The sequence below is a fragment of the Bacteroides sp. genome (assembly GCF_029057325.1).
In the GTDB taxonomy this organism is placed as follows: Bacteria; Bacteroidota; Bacteroidia; order Bacteroidales; family Bacteroidaceae; genus Bacteroides.
Genome location: NZ_JAICZW010000050.1, coordinates 1 through 18,880 on the forward strand (window position 1 = coordinate 1; position 18,880 = coordinate 18,880).

At 52.4% G+C, this 18,880-nt stretch carries 13 protein-coding genes; 8 read left to right on the forward strand and 5 right to left on the reverse strand.

Annotation, left to right across the window (positions count from 1 at the left end; translation table 11 throughout):
• The first annotated feature begins 568 nt into the window (after positions 1-568).
• The 3 genes from purL to K2G43_RS03390 all read left to right on the forward strand — a co-directional run bounded on the left by purL (position 569) and on the right by K2G43_RS03390 (position 5,720).
• Positions 569-4,282, forward strand: coding sequence for a phosphoribosylformylglycinamidine synthase (gene purL / locus K2G43_RS03380; protein ID WP_297643880.1), 3,714 nt, complete (start codon positions 569-571; stop codon positions 4,280-4,282).
• Between the two features lie 227 nt (positions 4,283-4,509).
• On the forward strand, positions 4,510-5,043 hold the full coding sequence (locus K2G43_RS03385; protein ID WP_300152971.1) for a chromate transporter: 534 nt from the start codon (positions 4,510-4,512) through the stop codon (positions 5,041-5,043).
• A 107-nt stretch (positions 5,044-5,150) separates the two neighbouring features.
• Positions 5,151-5,720, forward strand: a complete 570-nt coding sequence (locus K2G43_RS03390; RefSeq protein WP_297643876.1) for a chromate transporter — start codon at positions 5,151-5,153, stop codon at positions 5,718-5,720.
• Between the two features lie 106 nt (positions 5,721-5,826).
• On the opposite strand, the gene K2G43_RS03395 is transcribed toward K2G43_RS03390, so the two are convergent.
• Positions 5,827-7,338: a family 10 glycosylhydrolase gene (locus tag K2G43_RS03395; protein ID WP_297643875.1), complete on the reverse strand. Its 1,512-nt coding sequence runs from the start codon at positions 7,336-7,338 to the stop codon at positions 5,827-5,829.
• A gap of 380 nt (positions 7,339-7,718) precedes the next feature.
• Between K2G43_RS03395 and K2G43_RS03400 the strand changes: the two genes are divergently transcribed.
• The 4 genes from K2G43_RS03400 to uvrA all read left to right on the forward strand — a co-directional run bounded on the left by K2G43_RS03400 (position 7,719) and on the right by uvrA (position 11,594).
• On the forward strand, positions 7,719-7,961 hold the full coding sequence (locus K2G43_RS03400) for a DUF3791 domain-containing protein (protein WP_297643874.1): 243 nt from the start codon (positions 7,719-7,721) through the stop codon (positions 7,959-7,961).
• Positions 7,958-8,440, forward strand: a complete 483-nt coding sequence (locus K2G43_RS03405) for a DUF3990 domain-containing protein (RefSeq protein ID WP_297643872.1) — start codon at positions 7,958-7,960, stop codon at positions 8,438-8,440. The genes K2G43_RS03400 and K2G43_RS03405 overlap by 4 nt, the downstream gene beginning before the upstream one ends.
• A 6-nt stretch (positions 8,441-8,446) precedes the next feature.
• Positions 8,447-8,662, forward strand: coding sequence for a hypothetical protein (locus K2G43_RS03410; protein ID WP_297643871.1), 216 nt, complete (start codon positions 8,447-8,449; stop codon positions 8,660-8,662).
• A 91-nt stretch (positions 8,663-8,753) separates the two neighbouring features.
• On the forward strand, positions 8,754-11,594 hold the full coding sequence (gene uvrA, locus K2G43_RS03415) for an excinuclease ABC subunit UvrA (RefSeq protein WP_300152972.1): 2,841 nt from the start codon (positions 8,754-8,756) through the stop codon (positions 11,592-11,594).
• A gap of 440 nt (positions 11,595-12,034) precedes the next feature.
• On the opposite strand, the gene K2G43_RS03420 is transcribed toward uvrA, so the two are convergent.
• From K2G43_RS03420 to K2G43_RS03435, 4 genes are all read right to left on the reverse strand, one after another.
• Entirely contained in the window at positions 12,035-15,352 is a 3,318-nt protein-coding gene (locus K2G43_RS03420) for a glycoside hydrolase family 2 TIM barrel-domain containing protein (protein WP_300152975.1), read from the reverse strand.
• 69 nt (positions 15,353-15,421) lie between these two features.
• Positions 15,422-15,901, reverse strand: a complete 480-nt coding sequence (locus K2G43_RS03425) for a hypothetical protein (RefSeq protein WP_297644812.1) — start codon at positions 15,899-15,901, stop codon at positions 15,422-15,424.
• Between the two features lie 27 nt (positions 15,902-15,928).
• Positions 15,929-16,153 (reverse strand): hypothetical protein, encoded by a 225-nt coding sequence (locus tag K2G43_RS03430; protein ID WP_297644810.1) that lies wholly within the window; start codon positions 16,151-16,153, stop codon positions 15,929-15,931.
• Positions 16,150-17,589, reverse strand: a complete 1,440-nt coding sequence (locus K2G43_RS03435) for a carbon starvation CstA family protein (RefSeq protein WP_300152973.1) — start codon at positions 17,587-17,589, stop codon at positions 16,150-16,152. Before K2G43_RS03435 ends, K2G43_RS03430 begins: the two co-directional genes overlap by 4 nt.
• A 111-nt stretch (positions 17,590-17,700) precedes the next feature.
• On the opposite strand from K2G43_RS03435, the gene K2G43_RS03440 reads away from it, so the two are divergent.
• On the forward strand, positions 17,701-18,880 hold a 1,180-nt coding region (locus K2G43_RS03440), incomplete at its 3' end, for a family 10 glycosylhydrolase (RefSeq protein ID WP_300152974.1).

The window sequence follows — 18,880 nt, forward strand, 5'->3', positions numbered from 1 at the left end:
GTCCTAGGGAGTGGAGTTTGTCCGAAGAACGTCCGAAGCCGAATAGGCCCTGGTAGGGGTGGGACAGGAAGCAGATAGGGAGAACGGGGAAAAAACGGGAAAAGGGGATTTTTTCGCCGGAACGTATCGGCCGTAAAAAACGAAAAAGAAAACATTTTACATTCATAAAAAAGCGGAACGTCTATCGCAACGCCACACACCTGCCCGTTGACGCTTTGTCGCTTTGTCGTTTTGTCGTTTTGTCGGTGAGGAGAGAGCAGTGCACAGAGATACGGGAACAGGGAGAGGTTGTCCGAAAATCTTGTTGTCGCTTATATGCTGTTATGATTTCAGGCACGGATTTCACGGTTTTTTCTTTGCCCTATCCGTGAAATCTGTGTAATCCGTGCCTGAAAGAAGTGCCTGAAAGAAAGCATAACGGAAGTTCTCGGACAGCTTGGGGAGGAAAATGAGAAAGCCGTGTCTTTTTATTCCCCTTTTTCTTTCTCCCCCCGCTGATTTTGTGTATCTTTGCAGCCAAGAAACGATAAAAGATAACTCATAAACCATAAAATCATAAATCACAAGTATGATTCTTTTTTTCAGAACCCCATCTAAGAGCGTGATTGCCGTAGAATGCGGTCACGAACTTCCTCAAGCAGACATTGACAAACTCTGTTGGCTTTTTGGCGAAGCCACCCCCGAAAGTGAAGAGAACCTGCAAGGACATTTCGTCGGCCCGCGCCGCGAAATGATTACTCCCTGGAGTACCAATGCGGTAGAAATCACCCAGAACATGGGATTGGACGGCATCGCCCGCATCGAGGAATACTTCCCCGTAAAAGATGAGAACGCAGACCATGACCCGATGTTACAACGCATGTACAAAGGGCTGGACCAGAACGTATTCACCACCAACCGTCAACCGGAGCCCATCGTGCACATCGAAGACCTGGAAGCCTACAACGAGCAAGAAGGCCTGGCACTCTCCAAAGAGGAAATGGAATACCTCCAGAAGGTGGAAAAAGACCTCGGACGTCCGCTGACCGACTCCGAAGTGTTCGGCTTCGCCCAGATCAACTCCGAACACTGCCGCCACAAAATCTTTGGCGGAACATTCATCATCGACGGGGTGGAGCAAGAGTCTTCGCTCTTCCAGATGATCAAGAAGACCACACAAGAGAACCCCAATAAAATCATTTCGGCTTACAAGGACAACGTAGCCTTTTCCGAAGGACCCGTCATCGAGCAGTTTGCCCCGGCAGACCACTCCAAGCCCGACTATTTCCAAGTAAAAGACATCAAGAGCGTCATCTCGCTGAAAGCGGAGACACACAACTTCCCCACCACCGTAGAACCGTTCAACGGCGCCTCTACCGGTACAGGCGGTGAAATCCGCGACCGTATGGGTGGCGGTAAAGGCTCCTGGCCCATCGCCGGAACCGCTGTCTATATGACCTCCTACCCCCGCACCGACGAGGGTCGCGAATGGGAAGAGCTGCTGCCCGTGCGCAAATGGCTGTACCAGACTCCCGAACAGATTCTGATTAAAGCCTCCAACGGTGCCAGCGACTTTGGAAACAAGTTCGGACAACCGCTGATTTGCGGCTCCGTACTGACTTTCGAGCACAAGGAGAAAGAAGAGGTTTACGGCTACGACAAAGTCATCATGCTGGCCGGCGGCGTGGGCTACGGCACACAGCGCGACTGCCTGAAGGGCAAACCCGAAGCCGGCAACAAGGTAGTGGTGCTGGGCGGCGACAACTACCGCATCGGTCTGGGTGGCGGCTCCGTATCGTCGGTTGACACCGGACGCTATAGCAGCGGCATCGAGCTGAACGCCGTGCAACGTGCCAACGCAGAGATGCAGAAACGTGCCTACAACGTGGTACGCGCCCTCTGCGAGGAGGAGGAGAACCCCGTAGTCTCCATCCACGACCACGGTTCGGCAGGACACGTCAACTGCCTGTCCGAATTGGTGGAAGAGTGTGGCGGACTGATTGACATGAGCAAATTGCCCATCGGCGACAAGACCCTCTCGGCCAAAGAAATCATCGCCAACGAAAGCCAGGAGCGCATGGGTCTGCTGATTCAAGAAGAAGCCATCGAACACGTGCGCAAGGTGGCCGAACGCGAACGCGCCCCGATGTACGTGGTGGGTGAAACCACCGGCGACCACCGCTTCGCCTTCCAGCAGGCAGACGGCGTGCGTCCCTTCGACCTTGCCGTAGAGCAGATGTTCGGCTCTTCTCCCAAGACCTACATGGTGGATAAAACCGTAGAACGTAAATACGACGTGGTGACTTACGACATCACCAAACTGGACGAATACATCCAACGCGTGCTCCAACTGGAAGCCGTTGCCTGCAAAGACTGGCTGACCAACAAGGTGGACCGCTGCGTGACCGGACGTGTGGCACGCCAGCAGTGTCAGGGCGAGTTGCAGTTGCCGCTGAGCGACTGCGGTGCCGTGGCGTTGGACTACCGCGGCAAGAAGGGTATCGCCACCTCGCTGGGCCATGCCCCGCAGGCTGCCCTTGCCGATCCCGCCGCAGGCTCTGTGCTCTCCGTCAGCGAAGCGTTGACCAACCTGGTATGGGCACCGCTTGCCGAAGGACTGGACAGCGTATCGCTCTCCGCCAACTGGATGTGGCCCTGCCGCTCGCAGGAAGGTGAGGATGCTCGCCTCTACAAGGCCGTGCAGGCATTGAGCGACTTCTGCTGCGCCCTGCAAATCAACGTGCCCACCGGCAAGGACTCCCTCTCCATGACACAGAAATACCCCGACGGAAGCAAAGTCATCGCTCCGGGCACGGTCATCGTATCTGCCGGAGGCGAGGTGTCGGACATCCGCAAAATTGTCTCTCCGGTGATGAAGAACAACCTCAAGAGCCGGTTCTACCACATCGACTTCTCGTTCGACACGCTGCAATTGGGCGGCTCGGCATTCGCACAGTCACTCAACAAGGTAGGCAGCGACGTGCCCACCGTAAAAGATGCGGAATACTTCCGCGACGCCTTCCTCGCCGTGCAGCAGCTGGTGAACGAGGGACTTATCCTTGCCGGACACGACATCTCTGCCGGCGGTCTCATCACCACCCTGCTGGAGATGTGCTTCGCCAACACCGAAGGCGGTATGGAAATCAACCTCGACAAGCTGAAAGAGAATGATATCGTCAAAGTGCTCTTCGCCGAAAACCCGGGTATCGTCATCCAGGTGGCGGACAAAGACTCGGCCAAAGTGAAAGACATCCTCGACAAGGCAGGTGTAGGTTATATCAAAATCGGCGCACCCTGCGAAGAACGTCACATCATGGTCAGCAAAGACGGTTGCAGCTACCAATTCGGCATCGACCATCTGCGCGACGTATGGTACTCCACTTCTTACCTGCTCGACCGTAAACAAAGCTTCAACGGCAAGGCCAAAGAACGCTTTGAGAACTACAAGCAGCAACCGCTGGAACCGGTCTTCGGTCCGTCGTTCACCGGCAAGCTGAGCCAATGGGGACTTGACCCCGACCGCCGCACAGCATCGGGCATCCGTGCTGCCGTCATCCGCGAGAAGGGTACCAACTCCGAACGCGAAATGGCATACGCCTTCTGGCTGGCAGGTTTTGATGTAAAAGATGTCACGATGACCGACCTCATCAGCGGACGCGAAACGCTGGAGGATGTCAACGTCATCGCCTTCTGCGGAGGTTTCTCCAACTCCGACGTATTAGGGTCGGCCAAAGGATGGGCAGGCGCGTTCCTCTTCAACCCCAAGGCCAAAGCCGCGTTGGACAACTTCTATGCACGCGAAGACACACTCTCGTTGGGTGTCTGCAACGGTTGCCAGCTGATGGTGGAACTGGGACTTATCAATCCCGAACATCCGGCAGACAAGAAAGCGCGCATGGAGCACAACGACTCCCATAAGTTTGAAAGCAACTTCGTAGGCCTGACCATCCCCACCAACCGCAGCGTGATGTTCGGTTCGTTGAGCGGATTTAAAATAGGTACGTGGGTGGCTCACGGAGAAGGCAAGTTCAACCTGCCGCTGCCCGAAGACGAATATAATGTAGTGGCCAAATTCTCCTACGACGAGTATCCTGCCAACCCGAACGGCTCTTCCTACAGCGTAGCGGCCATTGCCAGCAAGGATGGACGTCATCTGGCCATCATGCCGCATCCTGAGCGTACCATCTTCCCCTGGCAGTGCGGTTACTATCCCGAAGAACGCCTGCACAGCGATCAGGTCACTCCATGGATTGAAGCATTCGTCAACGCACGCAAGTGGGTGGAAGAAAAGATGAAAAAGTAATCATCTGACATAATCTGAATGAGAGGGGGATGTGTCTTGTTCGGCACATCCCCCAACCGTCAGGGAACTTCTGTTATGCAATCTTTTAGGCACGGATTACACGGATTTCACGGATTTTTTCTTTGTTTGAACCGTGCAATCCGTGTAATCCGTGCCTAAAATCATCACGCAATGTAAACAACCACAAAGTTCTCAGACCACTTTCCTCCTTACTTATTTATACAACTATGAACCTCTATCTTGAAGCATTCTCCATCTTCTTTAAGATTGGAGCCTTTACCATCGGCGGAGGCTATGCCATGGTACCGTTAATAGAGAACGAGATTGTCACCAAACGCAACTGGATAGCGAAAGAGGACTTCATCGACCTGCTTGCCATCTCGCAATCCGCTCCGGGCATTCTGGCCGTCAACATATCCATCTTCATCGGCTACCGGCTGCGGGGCATACGTGGCAGCATCGTCACGGCACTGGGCACCATACTGCCCTCGTTCCTCATCATCCTTGCCATCGCGCTGTTCTTCCACAACTTCAAGGACAATGCCGTTGTAGAGCGCATCTTCAAAGGCATCCGTCCGGCGGTAGTCGCCCTGATTGCCGCCCCCACATTCAGCATGGCCAAATCGGCACGGATAAACCGCTACAATATATGGATACCCATTGTCTCGGCGCTGCTCATCTGGCTGGCAGGCTTCTCCCCTATTTGGATTATCATCGCAGCAGGAGTAGGGGGATACTTTTGGGGAAAAATTAAAAAATGAAAATTGAAAATTGAAAGTGGCAGATAATAGATGACCGGGTGATAAAGGAGACATCGCTCTATCACCTTATCACTCTATCACTACTTACTAACAACGAATCACTATCTATGATTTTCTTACAGTTATTCTATACCTTCTTTAAGATTGGACTTTTCGGATTCGGTGGCGGCTATGCCATGCTCTCCATGATACAAGGCGAAGTAGTGACCCGTTATGGCTGGCTCACGCCTCAGGAGTTCACGGATATTGTGGCCATCAGCCAGATGACCCCCGGGCCGATAGGCATCAACACGGCGACCTACGTAGGCTATACCACGATAGCCGAACACTATAGTGCCGGCATCGGTGTATTGGGGTCGTTCATCGCTACGTTCGCAGTGGTGCTCCCCTCGTTCATCCTGATGCTGACCATCAGCAAATTCTTCTTGAAATATCAGAAGCATCCCGTGGTGGAAGCGGTGTTCAACGGACTCCGTCCGGCGGTAGTGGGCTTGCTGGCCTCGGCAGCACTGGTCCTGATGAATGCGGAGAACTTCAGTTCACCGAAGGAAGATATGTATTCCTTCGTCATCAGTTGCCTCATCTTCTTAGTGGCATTTATCGGTACAAGGAAATATAAGCTGAACCCCATCGGAATGATTGTGGCGTGCGGGGCGGCGGGACTGATTCTTTATTAATTGAGAATTGAAAAATGAGAAATGAGAATGAAGAATTAGGCTGCGCGGTGTAATCACTTCGTATGGGATTCTTCATTCTCAATTATCAATTCTCAACTCTTAACTCTTAAAGCTTTATTTTCTTTCCTACGGATTTCGACTCGTTGTGCAGACGGTCGAGGGCGGTCACCACGTAGTGATACTTTGTTTTCCCGTCTTCGTAAGGGAGTTTGTAGAAGTTGTTGCGCGTGATGGCTACGATGTGCGACGGGTCGTCTATATCCACCTTCTCTTTCGCATCGAAACGATAGACCACATACTGCACGGCACGGTTCATCTCTTCCTTATACTTGGGGGCTGTCCAGAACAAGATATATCCGTCTGCTGTCCATATAGGTTTCAGCTTGCGTACCTTTTCCGGTGCTTCGTTATCCATGAAATCGAACACGGGAGGCAGGGCGGGATATTTGTGATATTCGGCAATCAGGGCGTCGCGATACTTACCCGCATTCTCTATCACCGCGCTGGCCGGCCACTGGCAACTGCCGCCGATGGTCTGGTAGGCACGTTGCAACGCCATCTTGCGGGGAAGCTGATGGATGGATGGTTTCTTAGGATCGGCGTTCTGTACGGTATTCATCACCGATTGTCCGATGAACAACGGACGGTTCTCCGTATGCGTCGCCCACCACTTCACCAAAGTCTCATAGTCGGCCACCGGATGACCGACGTGCCAGTAAATCTGTGGGATGTTGTAGTCGATCCACCCTTCGCGTGCCCACAGCAACACATCGGCATAGAGGTCATCGTAGTTCTGCAAGCCCCGGGTCTTGCTGCCCAGCGGGTCGCTGCTCTCGTTGCGGTAGATGCCGAAAGGAGAAACACCGAACTTCACCCACGGCTTGATGCTGCGGATGGTTTCGTGCAGCTTCTTTATCAGCATATTCACGTTGTTGCGCCGCCAGTCTGCCTTGTTGCTGAAACCGCCGCCATAGCGGGCGAAGCTGGCACCATCGGGAAAGTCTTCCCCCTTGACGGGATAGGGATAGAAATAGTCGTCCATGTGAATGGCATCCACATCATAACGGGAAACAATGTCGCTCACCACCATACAGATGTGACGGCGGCTTTCGGGCAGTGCCGGGTCGAAAAGCAACTGGTTATTATACTTCACGAACCATTCGGGATGGATATTATAGATATGGTTGGACGCTATCTGGGCGCTCAAGGTCGTCAGGGCACGATAAGGATTAATCCATGCGTGGAACTCCATCGCACGCTTATGGCACTCCTCAATCATAAACGTCATCGGATCCCAATAGGGTTCGGGCGCCTTGCCCGGCACACCGGTAAGGAAACGGCTCCACGGCTCCAACTGTGAGGCATACAAGGCATCCGCCTCCACACGTACCTGAAATATAATGGCATTGATGCCGGCTTCTTGCAAAGAGTTCAACTGCTTCACCAGATTCTTTTTCAACTTTTCGGTGGGTACTCCGCGGAACTGCCCGTTCACGGCTTGTATCCATGCGGCACGGAATTCACGTTTGGGGTGCGCAGCCCCGGTCTGCACCTGCGCCAATACTCCCCCTGCCACCAACAGCAAGAGGAATAGAGATAAAAAGGATTTTACTCTCATCTTTTTCGGTTATCACTTATTAATTTATTTAAGTTCCGCATATCTTTGATAGGCTGTCAGAATACAAGTTAACGAGGCCATACGGCGAAGTGATTCAGGATTCAGGTTTCTACCCGCATCCTATTCACCAAACAGGCAGATAGGAGAGCCTTGCACACTTGTTTACTTGTTCACTGAAAGCAAGTTCAAGAACTTGCGAAACAATACTCCATACTTTCATACAATGCGTATATACGCTTTTGAATCAGCAAAAATAAGGGTTGTTGGGGAAATGTACAAATTACGGGGTCTTGTTCTGTTCCATAATTAAGAATATTCCACCAAAAGATATGAGCTTATTAATTTTATTTCTATTTTTGCCATACTTGTGAAGGAAAAGTATGACAGAAATAAAGATGAGCAAAAGAGACAAAGATATTGCACTCTTCGTTGCATTCTGCATTGAAGAATATGGGGCGGCAAAAGGAATAACCGGTGAACAGGTTCTTGAATTGTTTTCACAGTATAATGTGATTGATTATCTCAGCAAGTGCTTTGAGCCGCTTCATACTCAAAGCCGTCAATGGCTCATAGAAGAGATAGACGAATTTATCGAAATAAGGAAAAAAACCAAAGAAGCATGAAGATATATCACGGCAGTTTAGAAGTGGTAGAGCACCCTATGATACTCCTGCCCAACCGCAAGCTTGACTATGGCGAAGGTTTCTACACCACGACCTCAGAGAAACAATCCAAAGAATGGGCGGAAAGACGTATGCTTGAAAAGCATTCCACTTATGCTTATGTAAATGTATATGAATTTGATGACAAGAAGTTAACAGATTTCAAAAGCCTTATTTTCTCTGAACCAAATAGAGAATGGGTAGAGTTTGTCATGGCAAACAGAACCCAAAAAGGTTTTATCCACGATTACGACATCGTGTATGGTCCGGTAGCTAACGACAGAGTGTACCTTCAGTTCGGCCTGTATGAGTCTGGTGTCATCAGCGTTGAGACACTTATCCGTGAGCTAAAAACCTATAAACTAATTGACCAGTACCTTTTCCATACAGAAAGGGCACTGACATCCTTGCATTTTATTGAAGCTATTAAAATAGAGTAAAGAATTATGTTCCAGATAAATCAAAACAATCTCCACCTGCTCCTGCCGGGAAAAGTAAGCTGGTTGGTCGAATATCTACACGATGACTACGGCTTCACACTTCAAGAGTGCTTACACCGCATCTATCGTTCAAAACTCTATAAGAAACTCTCAACCGAAAGCACCAAGTATTGGCGTTTAGGACCGGTGGATTTGTACGAAGAACTAAAAACAGAATTATAAAACATAAAAAACTAATTCTTCCCCATTTTCAAGAAAAGCACTACCTTTGTATGCTGTAAGGCATTACAAAACACTGAACCAAGTCTATAATATGGCAGAAAGTACATCCATCCTCATAAAAGGAGCACGCGTCAACAACCTGAAGAATATCGACGTGGAAATTCCCCGTAACAAACTCGTAGTCATCACCGGGCTGTCCGGCTCCGGAAAGTCCTCGCTTGCCTTCGACACGCTCTATGCCGAAGGACAACGCCGCTACGTGGAGAGCCTCAGCAGCTACGCCCGCCAGTTTCTGGGACGCATGAGCAAGCCGGAATGCGACTTCATCAAAGGCATTCCGCCCGCCATCGCCATCGAGCAGAAGGTGAGCAGCCGCAACCCGCGCTCCACCGTAGGCACATCGACGGAAATCTACGAATACCTACGCCTGCTCTACGCACGCGTGGGAAAGACGTTCAGCCCCGTCAGCGGACAGGAGGTGAAAAAGCACTCCACAGAAGACATCGTGAAGTGCATGCTGGAACAGCCGGAAGGGACGAAATATACCGTACTTGCCCCCATCCTGCTGCGCGAAGGCCGCACCCTGCAACAGCAACTGGACATCGACCTGAAGCAGGGATTCACCCGACTGGAGGTGAACGGAAGCATGGTGCGCATCGATGAATACACCCCGAAGAAAGATGACGTGATCTTCCTCTTGGTGGACCGCCTGAGTGCCTCTTCCGAAAAAGACTCCGTCAGTCGATTGACCGACTCTGCCGAGACAGCCATGTACGAAGGGGACGGTGCCTGCCTGCTGCGCTTCTATCAACCTGACGGCACCACCAGCCTCTATCGTTTCAGCAACCGATTTGAAGCTGACGGCATCACTTTTGAAGAGCCCCATGACCAGATGTTCTCTTTCAACTCACCCATCGGTGCCTGCCCCGAATGCGAAGGATTCGGTAAGGTTGTCGGCATTGACGAGCACCTGGTGATACCCGACCGCTCCTTGTCTGTCTATGACGGGGCTGTCGTATGCTGGCGGGGCGAAAAGATGGGAGAATGGCGCGACATGGTGATACATGGAGCCGAAAAGGCGGGCTTCCCCATCTTCACTCCCTACTACGAACTGACCGATGAACAACGCCGGATGCTATGGGAAGGAACGCCCTACTTTGAGGGTATCAACGCCTTCTTCAAGATGGTGCAAGAAAACCAATACAAGATACAATATCGCGTGATGCTGGCACGCTACCGTGGAAAGACCATCTGCCCCAAATGCCACGGCACCCGCCTGAAGCCGGAAGCCAACTATGTCCGTGTGGGAGGGCGCAGCATCTCCGAACTGGTGAACTTGCCCATCACGGAACTGAAGACGTTCTTCGACCACCTGAAACTGCCCTCGCACGATGCCGACATCGCCCGCCGACTGCTGACGGAAATCAACAACCGCATCCGCTTCCTGATAGATGTAGGATTGGGTTACCTCACCCTGAACCGGCTGAGCAACTCCCTTTCGGGCGGTGAGAGCCAACGCATCAATCTCGCCACCTCGTTAGGCAGCAGCCTCGTGGGAAGCCTCTACATTCTCGACGAGCCAAGCATCGGGCTCCACAGCCGCGACACGGACAAACTGATACAGGTGCTCCGCCAACTACAACAGCTGGGCAACACGGTAGTGGTAGTGGAACACGACGAGGATATTATCCGCGCCGCCGACTACATCATCGACATCGGCCCCAATGCAGGACGACTGGGCGGAGAAGTGGTTTATGTGGGAGATATGAAGGATATTTTGGGGAGTGATAAGGTGGTAAGTGATAAGGCGGTAAGTGATAAAGTGACATCACCTACCACATTATCACCTACCACCACCTCTTACACCGTGCGCTACCTGCGGGGCGAAGAGACCATTCCCGTACCGGAACATCGCCGCCCGTGGAACAACTACATCGAGATAAAAGGAGCGAGGGAAAACAACCTGAAAGGGGTGAACGCACGCTTTCCGTTGAACGTAATGACCGTAGTGACCGGTGTCAGCGGATCGGGCAAGAGCACGCTGGTGCGCGACATCTTCTACCGTGCCCTGAAGCGCGAACTGGACGAATGCAGCGACCGTCCGGGAGAGTTCTCTTCCATCGGCGGAGATTTGCAGAACCTGCGCAACGTGGAGTTCGTGGACCAGAACCCCATCGGAAAATCATCGCGAAGCAATCCGGTAACTTACATCAAAGCCTATGATGAAATCCGTAAACTTTGGGCCGAACAGCCACTTGCCAAACAGATGGGTTACAGCGCCGGCCATTTCAGCTTCAACAGCGAAGGCGGCCGTTGCGAGGAGTGCAAGGGCGAAGGTACCATCACCGTAGAGATGCAGTTCATGGCCGACCTGGTGCTGGAGTGCGAATCCTGCCACGGCAAACGATTCAAAGCCGATACCTTAGAGGTGAAGTTTCACGAAGCAAACATCTACGATGTACTGGAAATGACCGTGAACCAAGCCATCGAATTCTTCACAGAGCACGGACAAAAGAAGATTGTGAAGAAGTTGCAACCCTTACAGGACGTAGGTTTGGGCTACATCAAACTGGGACAATCCTCCTCCACCCTCTCCGGGGGAGAGAACCAGCGCGTGAAGCTCGCCTACTACCTCAGCCAGGAGAAGGCAGACCCCACCCTCTTCATCTTCGACGAGCCGACCACCGGACTGCACTTCCACGACATCAAGAAGCTGCTCGAAGCCTTCGACGCCCTGATACGACGCGGTCACAGCATCGTCATCATCGAACACAACCTGGACGTGGTGAAATGTGCGGATTATGTCATAGACCTCGGTCCCGAAGGAGGAGACAAGGGAGGGAACATCGTGGCTGTCGGCACACCGGAAGAGGTGGCACAGTGCGCGGCAAGCTATACGGGGCAGTTCTTGCAGGAGAAGCTGGTGGAGTGATAAACCCGAAGGAGAAGACTCCTCCTCCATTCTTGTCAAGAGCAGGTTTATAAAAGTTTAACGGAAGCAGCTCCCTCCTGCTTCCGTTTTGCTGTTGTGCGCCTTCCTTTCTGAAACCTCCTACCTTTCATCCGAAACTTCCCACCTTTTCCCTCGAAAGCCCGCGGCTTTTCGCCCGAAACCTCAGGTTTTTTCCCCGAAAAGTCCGGGGCTTGCACCCGTTGAGATGGCATCTTAGGGAAGATAAGGTGTGGGATTAGAGAACCAAAGTGCGGGATTAGGGGAACGGAATGTCGCGCGGACATAAAAAAGACGGAGGGGCAATCCCCCTCCGTCTATGCTAATTTAAAATTGAATTCACGATAGAATTACGAAGGCAAATATACTACATTGCGAAGGCAATGTCAAGTGTTTCGGGACTTTTTTCAAGTCTTTTTTTCTCAATAGGCATAGCCCAAAGAGCGGTCGGGCTTCTCGCCCGCCTTCATCGGCACCAGGGTGAATCCCCATTCGTAATCTCGGTTGGCAGGAATGATGTAGGCAGGCTGCACTTTGGCACCCCAGCTGTCGTAGCCGGCAACGCCCTGCTGCTTCATGTCCACGCACACCTCCACAAAGTCGCGGGCGACAATGTCGTTGACGTGCGTCATCTTCCGCATCACGTTACGCGCCTCCTCTACATTGCGTGACGCAATCTCCTCCGGCGAACGGTCGCGCCACTGGTAGGGACGTGAAGACTCTTCGGAATCGAAGTCCTCCACGGAGTTCTTCAACGCATTGAAACCGATGGTCCGGTCGGCGCGTACCAGCAATCCGCATCCCTTCTGATTGGTGAGAGCCACCCAGCGGGTATCGGTATGGTGGCCGTTCTCCTGCGGACGCACATAGTCCACATACTGCTCGTCGGCAGTAGTCTTATAGCGGCCTACCAGCGTTCCGGCATTGCGGTCTATGTAGTTCTCTTCCGGTCCGCGGCCGAAGTATTCCACCACATTCATCTCTTGCGGCATACGGAAACGCACACCGATGCGGGGAACTTCAAGCTGTTCCTTGTTCTCCTGCTTCTTGCCGGGAGTATAAGTGGCGAGGTTGGTATCCTCCAGCACTTCGGTCTTTGCCGCACTGCGGTCGGTTGCGGTAAATTTCACGGCCACATTGACCACGCCGTCCGGATAGATTTTGTAATCCACCAAGTATTGGTTTCCGGCAGGCAGCTCGTAGGTCACACCCACCTTGACGTTCTTTCCGTCCATTTCAGTCTTCACATCGCTCACCTTAAAGTCGCGACTTGCGCTCTTCCAGATTTGCAGACGCTTCGGATTGGTGTTGCCATAGTCGTTGTCATTGGGGGCACGCCAGAAGTTGGGCTGCACGCCAAAGCCTTTGTCGAAGTATTCTACGCCGTTCACCTTGTAGGAAGCCACCATGCCGGAAGCACGATCGAACTCGAAGAACACTTTGGACGAGGAAACCGTCACGCCACGTTCCGTTTCGTTCACCTCCAAAGCGGGGCCTGATGTCTTGTAAGCCACCCGATCGGCATCCGTCGGCAGGCTGAACTGCTCGTAGGCAATCTCGTGTCCCACCGGAATCAACGGTTCTGCCTGAGTGGTGTACACGCTAAAGTGCACGAAGTATTCCACGCCGGCTTTTCCCTTCATCTCCTTCACCGGAATAGTGAATTCCTTCTCAGCCTGCGGCTCCACGTCCAGAGTCAACTTGCCCGACTTCAGGACAGCACCGTTAGCACGCAACTCATAGCGGATGGCATATTTCTTCAGATTGGTGAAATAGAAACGGTTGATGACCGCGTACTTTCCGGAAGCCACGTCCACAGCCTTGAAGGCAACGTTCTGGTGCGCATACTTCACCTCGGTCAAAGCCGGATGGGGCTTGCGGTCGGGTCCTACCAGACCGTTGCAGCAGAAGTTGCCGTCGCTCGGCATATTCACTCCGTAGTCGCCGCCGTATGCCCAATAGGAACGGCCGTTCTCGTCTTTCTTCAGCAGTCCCTGATCCACCCAGTCCCAGATGTATCCGCCCTGCAGGTTGGGATATTTATAGATTTCCTGCCACTGGTCCCAAAGGTTTCCGTTGGAGTTACCCATCGCATGGGAGTATTCCGAAGGAACCACCGGACGGTCGGTTCCCCGCTCGCCTACGGATTTCAGCCATTCGGCGCTGGGGTATTGCGGCACATACATGTCCGAGTTCCACTCCCACTGCGCACGTTCATAGTTCACCGGCCGGTTCATCAAGTCCTTATCCTTGCCCTTCAACAACAGGTAAGTCTGATAGAAGTTGTAACCGTTGCCGGCTTCATTTCCCAGCGACCAGAAGGTGACGGAGGGATAGTTCTTGTTGCGCTCGAACATGTTCTCCGTGCGATACAGGTGCGGCTTCAGCCACTCGATGTTGTTGCCCAGCGTTCCTCCCTTGCGCAGGTCGTAGTACATTCCGTGCGACTCGATGTTCGCCTCGTCATATACATAGATACCGAACTCGTCGCACAACTCGTAGAAGCGGCGGTCCTGCGGATAGTGGCAAAGGCGGACCGTATTGATGTTGTTCTGCTTCATCAGTTCGAAGTCCTTGCGCATCAGCTCTTCCGTCATGTAGTGTCCCGTGGCTTCATTGTGCTCGTGGATGTTCACACCCTTCAGTTTCAAGGGCTGGCCGTTAATCATCAGCACCACGTAGGGCTTTCCGTTCTTCGCCTTCTGGGCTATCTCCTTGATTTCAATCCGGCGGAAGCCGACGTTGTAAGGAATCACTTCCGTCACCTTCTCCCCCTCTTTCAGCGTTATCAGCAACTTATACAGGTTGGGGTCCTCGGAAGTCCAGGTCTTCACTGCTGGCAAGTTCGCACCAAACGTCACCGTCTGCACCTCCGCTCCCTTCACCGCACAGCTTTCCGCAGAAGTGGCCACCGTCTTTCCCGATGCTTTGTCTATCAATTCATACTCCACCTGCATAGTCTTGTCGGCAGGCAGGTGGTTGCGCACGTCCACCGCCAGTTTGAAGATACCGTTCTCGTAGCTGTCGTCCAACGTAGAGACAACCCGGAAATCCTTCACCGCCGTCTTGGGCTGGGAATAGAGGAACACGTCACGCTCGATGCCGCTCATGCGCCAAAAATCCTGGCACTCCAAATAGGAGCCTGTGCTCCAGCGGAAAATCTTCAGCACCAACGTATTGCTTCCGGCTTGCAGGTACTTGTTTATCAGGTATTCGGCAGGGTTCTTGGAATCCTCGTTGTAGCCCACTTCCTGACCGTTCAGATAGACGTAAACGCCGGACTTGGCACCTGCGATGTGCAGGTAGATGTCACGGTCCGCCCAGTCTGCCGGAACCGTTATCTCCCGGCGGTAAATGCCCACCGGAATATCGTCGGGCAACTTCGGAGGCTGCGGATTGAGCGCTTTGAACTCATAACCGTGGTTGGTATAGATGGGAACGCCATATCCCTGCATCTCCCAGTTTCCCGGTACCTGAATGTCGTTCCAGCCTTTCAGCTCAGCCAATGGCTGAACTGCATCTGCAGGCAGACGGCGGTGCGAATCCGAATAATAGAACTTCCAAGTGCCGTTGAGCAATTGGTAATACTTACTGCTTTCATAGTTTCCGCTCAGTGCTGTCTGGCGAGTACCATACGTCATAAAAGCGGTACGCGGGGCTTCTCTGTTCACAGAAACGGTCTGTATGTCCTGCCAATACGGAATGCCGTTGCCCCCATCGGGCGTTGCGGCAAACAGCATACCCGACAGGCACAGCCCCATGAAACTCATTGTTGTTTTCATGCTATAAAGATTAATGAATAGAATACATCAGAAATAGAATCCGAAGCCCACCTTTAGTCCAAACTCCGAACGGTCTTTATTGACATTCCAATATGCAGCCGGTTCGATGGTTACAGTGCGCGTCAGGAAGAAAGCATAACCGGCTTCCAGCCCGAAGCCCACGCGGGTCAGGTCGTCATGGTCCCAGTCGTAACGCATCAGGTTGACATCCGCTCCCAGATAGACTCCTATCTTGTTGAAGTAGTAGCGTCCGCCCACGCCTGCCTGGTAAATATCCGTGCCTCCACCATTCCATTGCGCTCCGGCATTGACCAGCAAAGCAAAGTTATCCAACAAGAAAGCACCGCCCTTGGCTTGCAGGCCGAAGTTCGCCTTCTCTGTTTCCGTGTTATACGAAAGATTCAACCCCGTAATCGAAGGGTTCAGCATCCACTTACCTTTTTCAAACTGCGCCTGTGCCGTCATTGTGACAACAAGCAGACAAACGAATAATGCCAGTTTTTTCATCTTATCTATAATTTTTGGTGAATAAAATCAAAGTTTCCTCTCATTCTCCCCGAAGCGTTTGCGTTGCAGCGCCTCCTTCTTGCGGAGCACCAGCCACAGCACCAGCACAATGACATACGAAGCCGCCACGGTGACATACTTCTCCGTAAGGCTGATTTCTGTGTTGCGGGGCAGGAAATAGGCAGCCGTCGCCGTGACGTAAATCAGCAAAGCAACGGTCAGCCCCGTAGATTTCTTTATTTTCTTTCTCATTTTCCGATATTTTTATTTGATTTAAAGAACCAATACCAAATGGAAAAACAGCTCCCGGCCAACACCGCAGCCGAAAGTGCTACAGGCAACGTGCAACGCACATCCAGTCCGATTCCTTCGGGAGCAACGCAGATATAGGTAGCGCATACAGCCGTCATAAACAATGCGGGGAGATAGGTGATGCAATAGGAATACCCCTTCTTCTCGCATGCCAGATAAACGGTGATTGCCCACAGGGTAAAGACGGACAATGTCTGGTTAGCCCAGGCGAAATAGCGCCAAATCATGTCGAAGCCATCCTTGTCGCGCAGGCTGTAGAGCAACAGCCCGATAGCCGCCAAGAACATCGGTATGCAAATGTACAAACGGCAACGCATGCTCTTCTGTTCCATGCCCAAGAAATCCGCCACAATGAGGCGTGCCGAACGGAAAGCCGTATCGCCACTGGTGATGGGAGCGGCAATAACACCCAAAATGGCCAATACGCCTCCCACAGCGCCCAACCAATCGCGAGTAATAGCATCTACGATGACCGAAGCATTGGTCTCCTCCATGCCGTTCCGGTGGAAGAAGTAAGTAGCGGCAGCCGCCCAAATCAAGGCAACGATGCCTTCGGTAATCATGGCACCGTAGAAGATGGGACGCCCGTGACGCTCGCTGGTCATGCAGCGTGCCATCAGCGGGCTTTGCGTGGCATGGAAACCACTGATGGCGCCGCAGGCGATGCTGACAAACATGATGGGGAAGACGGGCAACACAGCCGATTTGGGATGCGTGTTCTGTAAGCCGTCCCACAACTCGGGCAAAGCGGGATGATGGACGTAAAGCATCACCAATATGCCTATTGCCATGAACAGCAAAGCGATGGCAAACAGCGGATAAATCTTACCGATAATCTTATCGACCGGCAACAGCGTGGCAATGATGTAATAGATAAACACCACGATAATCCAAAAAGTGGCGTCCAGCCTGGTAGGAGTCAAGTTGGCAAGCAGCCCGGCAGGTCCCGCCACAAATACGGCACCCACCAATACCATCAGAACAACGGTGAAAGCGCGCATCACCTGCTTGGTGGTGGTTCCCAAATAGCGACCGATAATCTCAGGAAGGCTCTCCCCGCCATTGCGCAGCGAAAGCATGCCGGCGAGATAGTCGTGGACGGCGCCGGCAAAGATGCTGCCCAACACAATCCATAAATAGGACGCCGAACCGAACTTGGCACCCATGATAGCTCCAAAAATAGGACCCAATCCTGCAATGTTGAGGAACTGTATCATAAAAATCTTCCATGTGGGAAGGGGAATATAGTCCACGCCATCCGTTTTAGTCAATGCCGGAGTATGGCGGTCATCGGGGACGAAGATACGCTCGACAAAACGACCATAAAAAAAATAACCTGCTATCAACGCCAACAGGCAGAGCGTAAATGTAATCATAGCTATAAATATTTATAATAGGTGCAAATGTAGCAGTTTCCACGAAAACAACACAACATTATCGGCTGTTTTCCGTATCTTCGCCGAAAAATTGAATAGTAGTACCGATTTATGAAACGAACAATCCTCTTCCTGCTATATATCACATTCCTATTGCCATTTGCCATGCCCCTCGCCGCCCAACCGCCCAAACACGAAGTTCGCGCCGCTTGGATTACCGCCGTCTATGGACTGGACTGGCCGCGTACACGCGCCACCTCGCCCGAAGGCATCCGCAAACAGCAAGCCGAACTGATTGAGATACTGGACCAACTGAAATCCGCTCACTTCAACACCGTGCTGTTCCAGACCCGCACACGAGGTGACGTACTCTACAAGTCGGCAATCGAGCCCTACAACTCCATTCTGACGGGCAAAGTGGGCGGCAATCCCGGCTACGACCCGCTCGCCTTCGCCGTAGCAGAGTGCCACAAGCGCGGCATGGAGTGCCATGCCTGGATGGTAACCATCCCATTAGGCAACCGCAAGCATGTGGCAGCCTTAGGCAAGGAGTCCGTCACCAAACGCAAACCGGACATCTGCGTACCCTACAAACGCGAATACTTTCTGAACCCCGGACATCCGCAGACCAAAGAATACCTGATGAGTCTTGTCCATGAAGTAGTGGAACGCTACGATGTGGACGGCGTACACTTCGACTACCTGCGCTACCCCGAACACGCCCCGCACTTTCCCGATAGTTACGACTACCGCAAATATGGCAAAGGACGCAGCCTTGCCCAATGGCGCAGAGACAACCTTACGGAAATTGTCAGATACATCTATAAAGGTGTTAAAGCATTGAAACCATGGGTAAAAGTAAGCACCTGCCCCGTAGGGAAATACCGGGACACCTCCCGTTACCCCTCACGCGGCTGGAACGCCTTCCATACCGTCTATCAGGATGTACAAGGTTGGCTGGGCGAAGGCATTCAAGACCAGATTTATCCGATGCTCTACTTCCGTGGCAATCATTTCTATCCCTTTGCCCTCGACTGGCAGGAACAAAACAACGGACGGCACATCATCCCCGGGCTTGGCATCTACTTCCTTGACCCTGCCGAAGGGAACTGGACTTTGGACGAGATTGAACGACAGATGCACTTCACCCGTGCGCAAGGGCTGGCAGGCGAAGCGCACTACCGCGTTAAATATCTGATGGACAACACACAAGGACTTTATAACACATTAACAGAAGAATTTTACACCGCCCCCGCCCTGCAACCCACCATGCCGTGGATAGACAACGTGC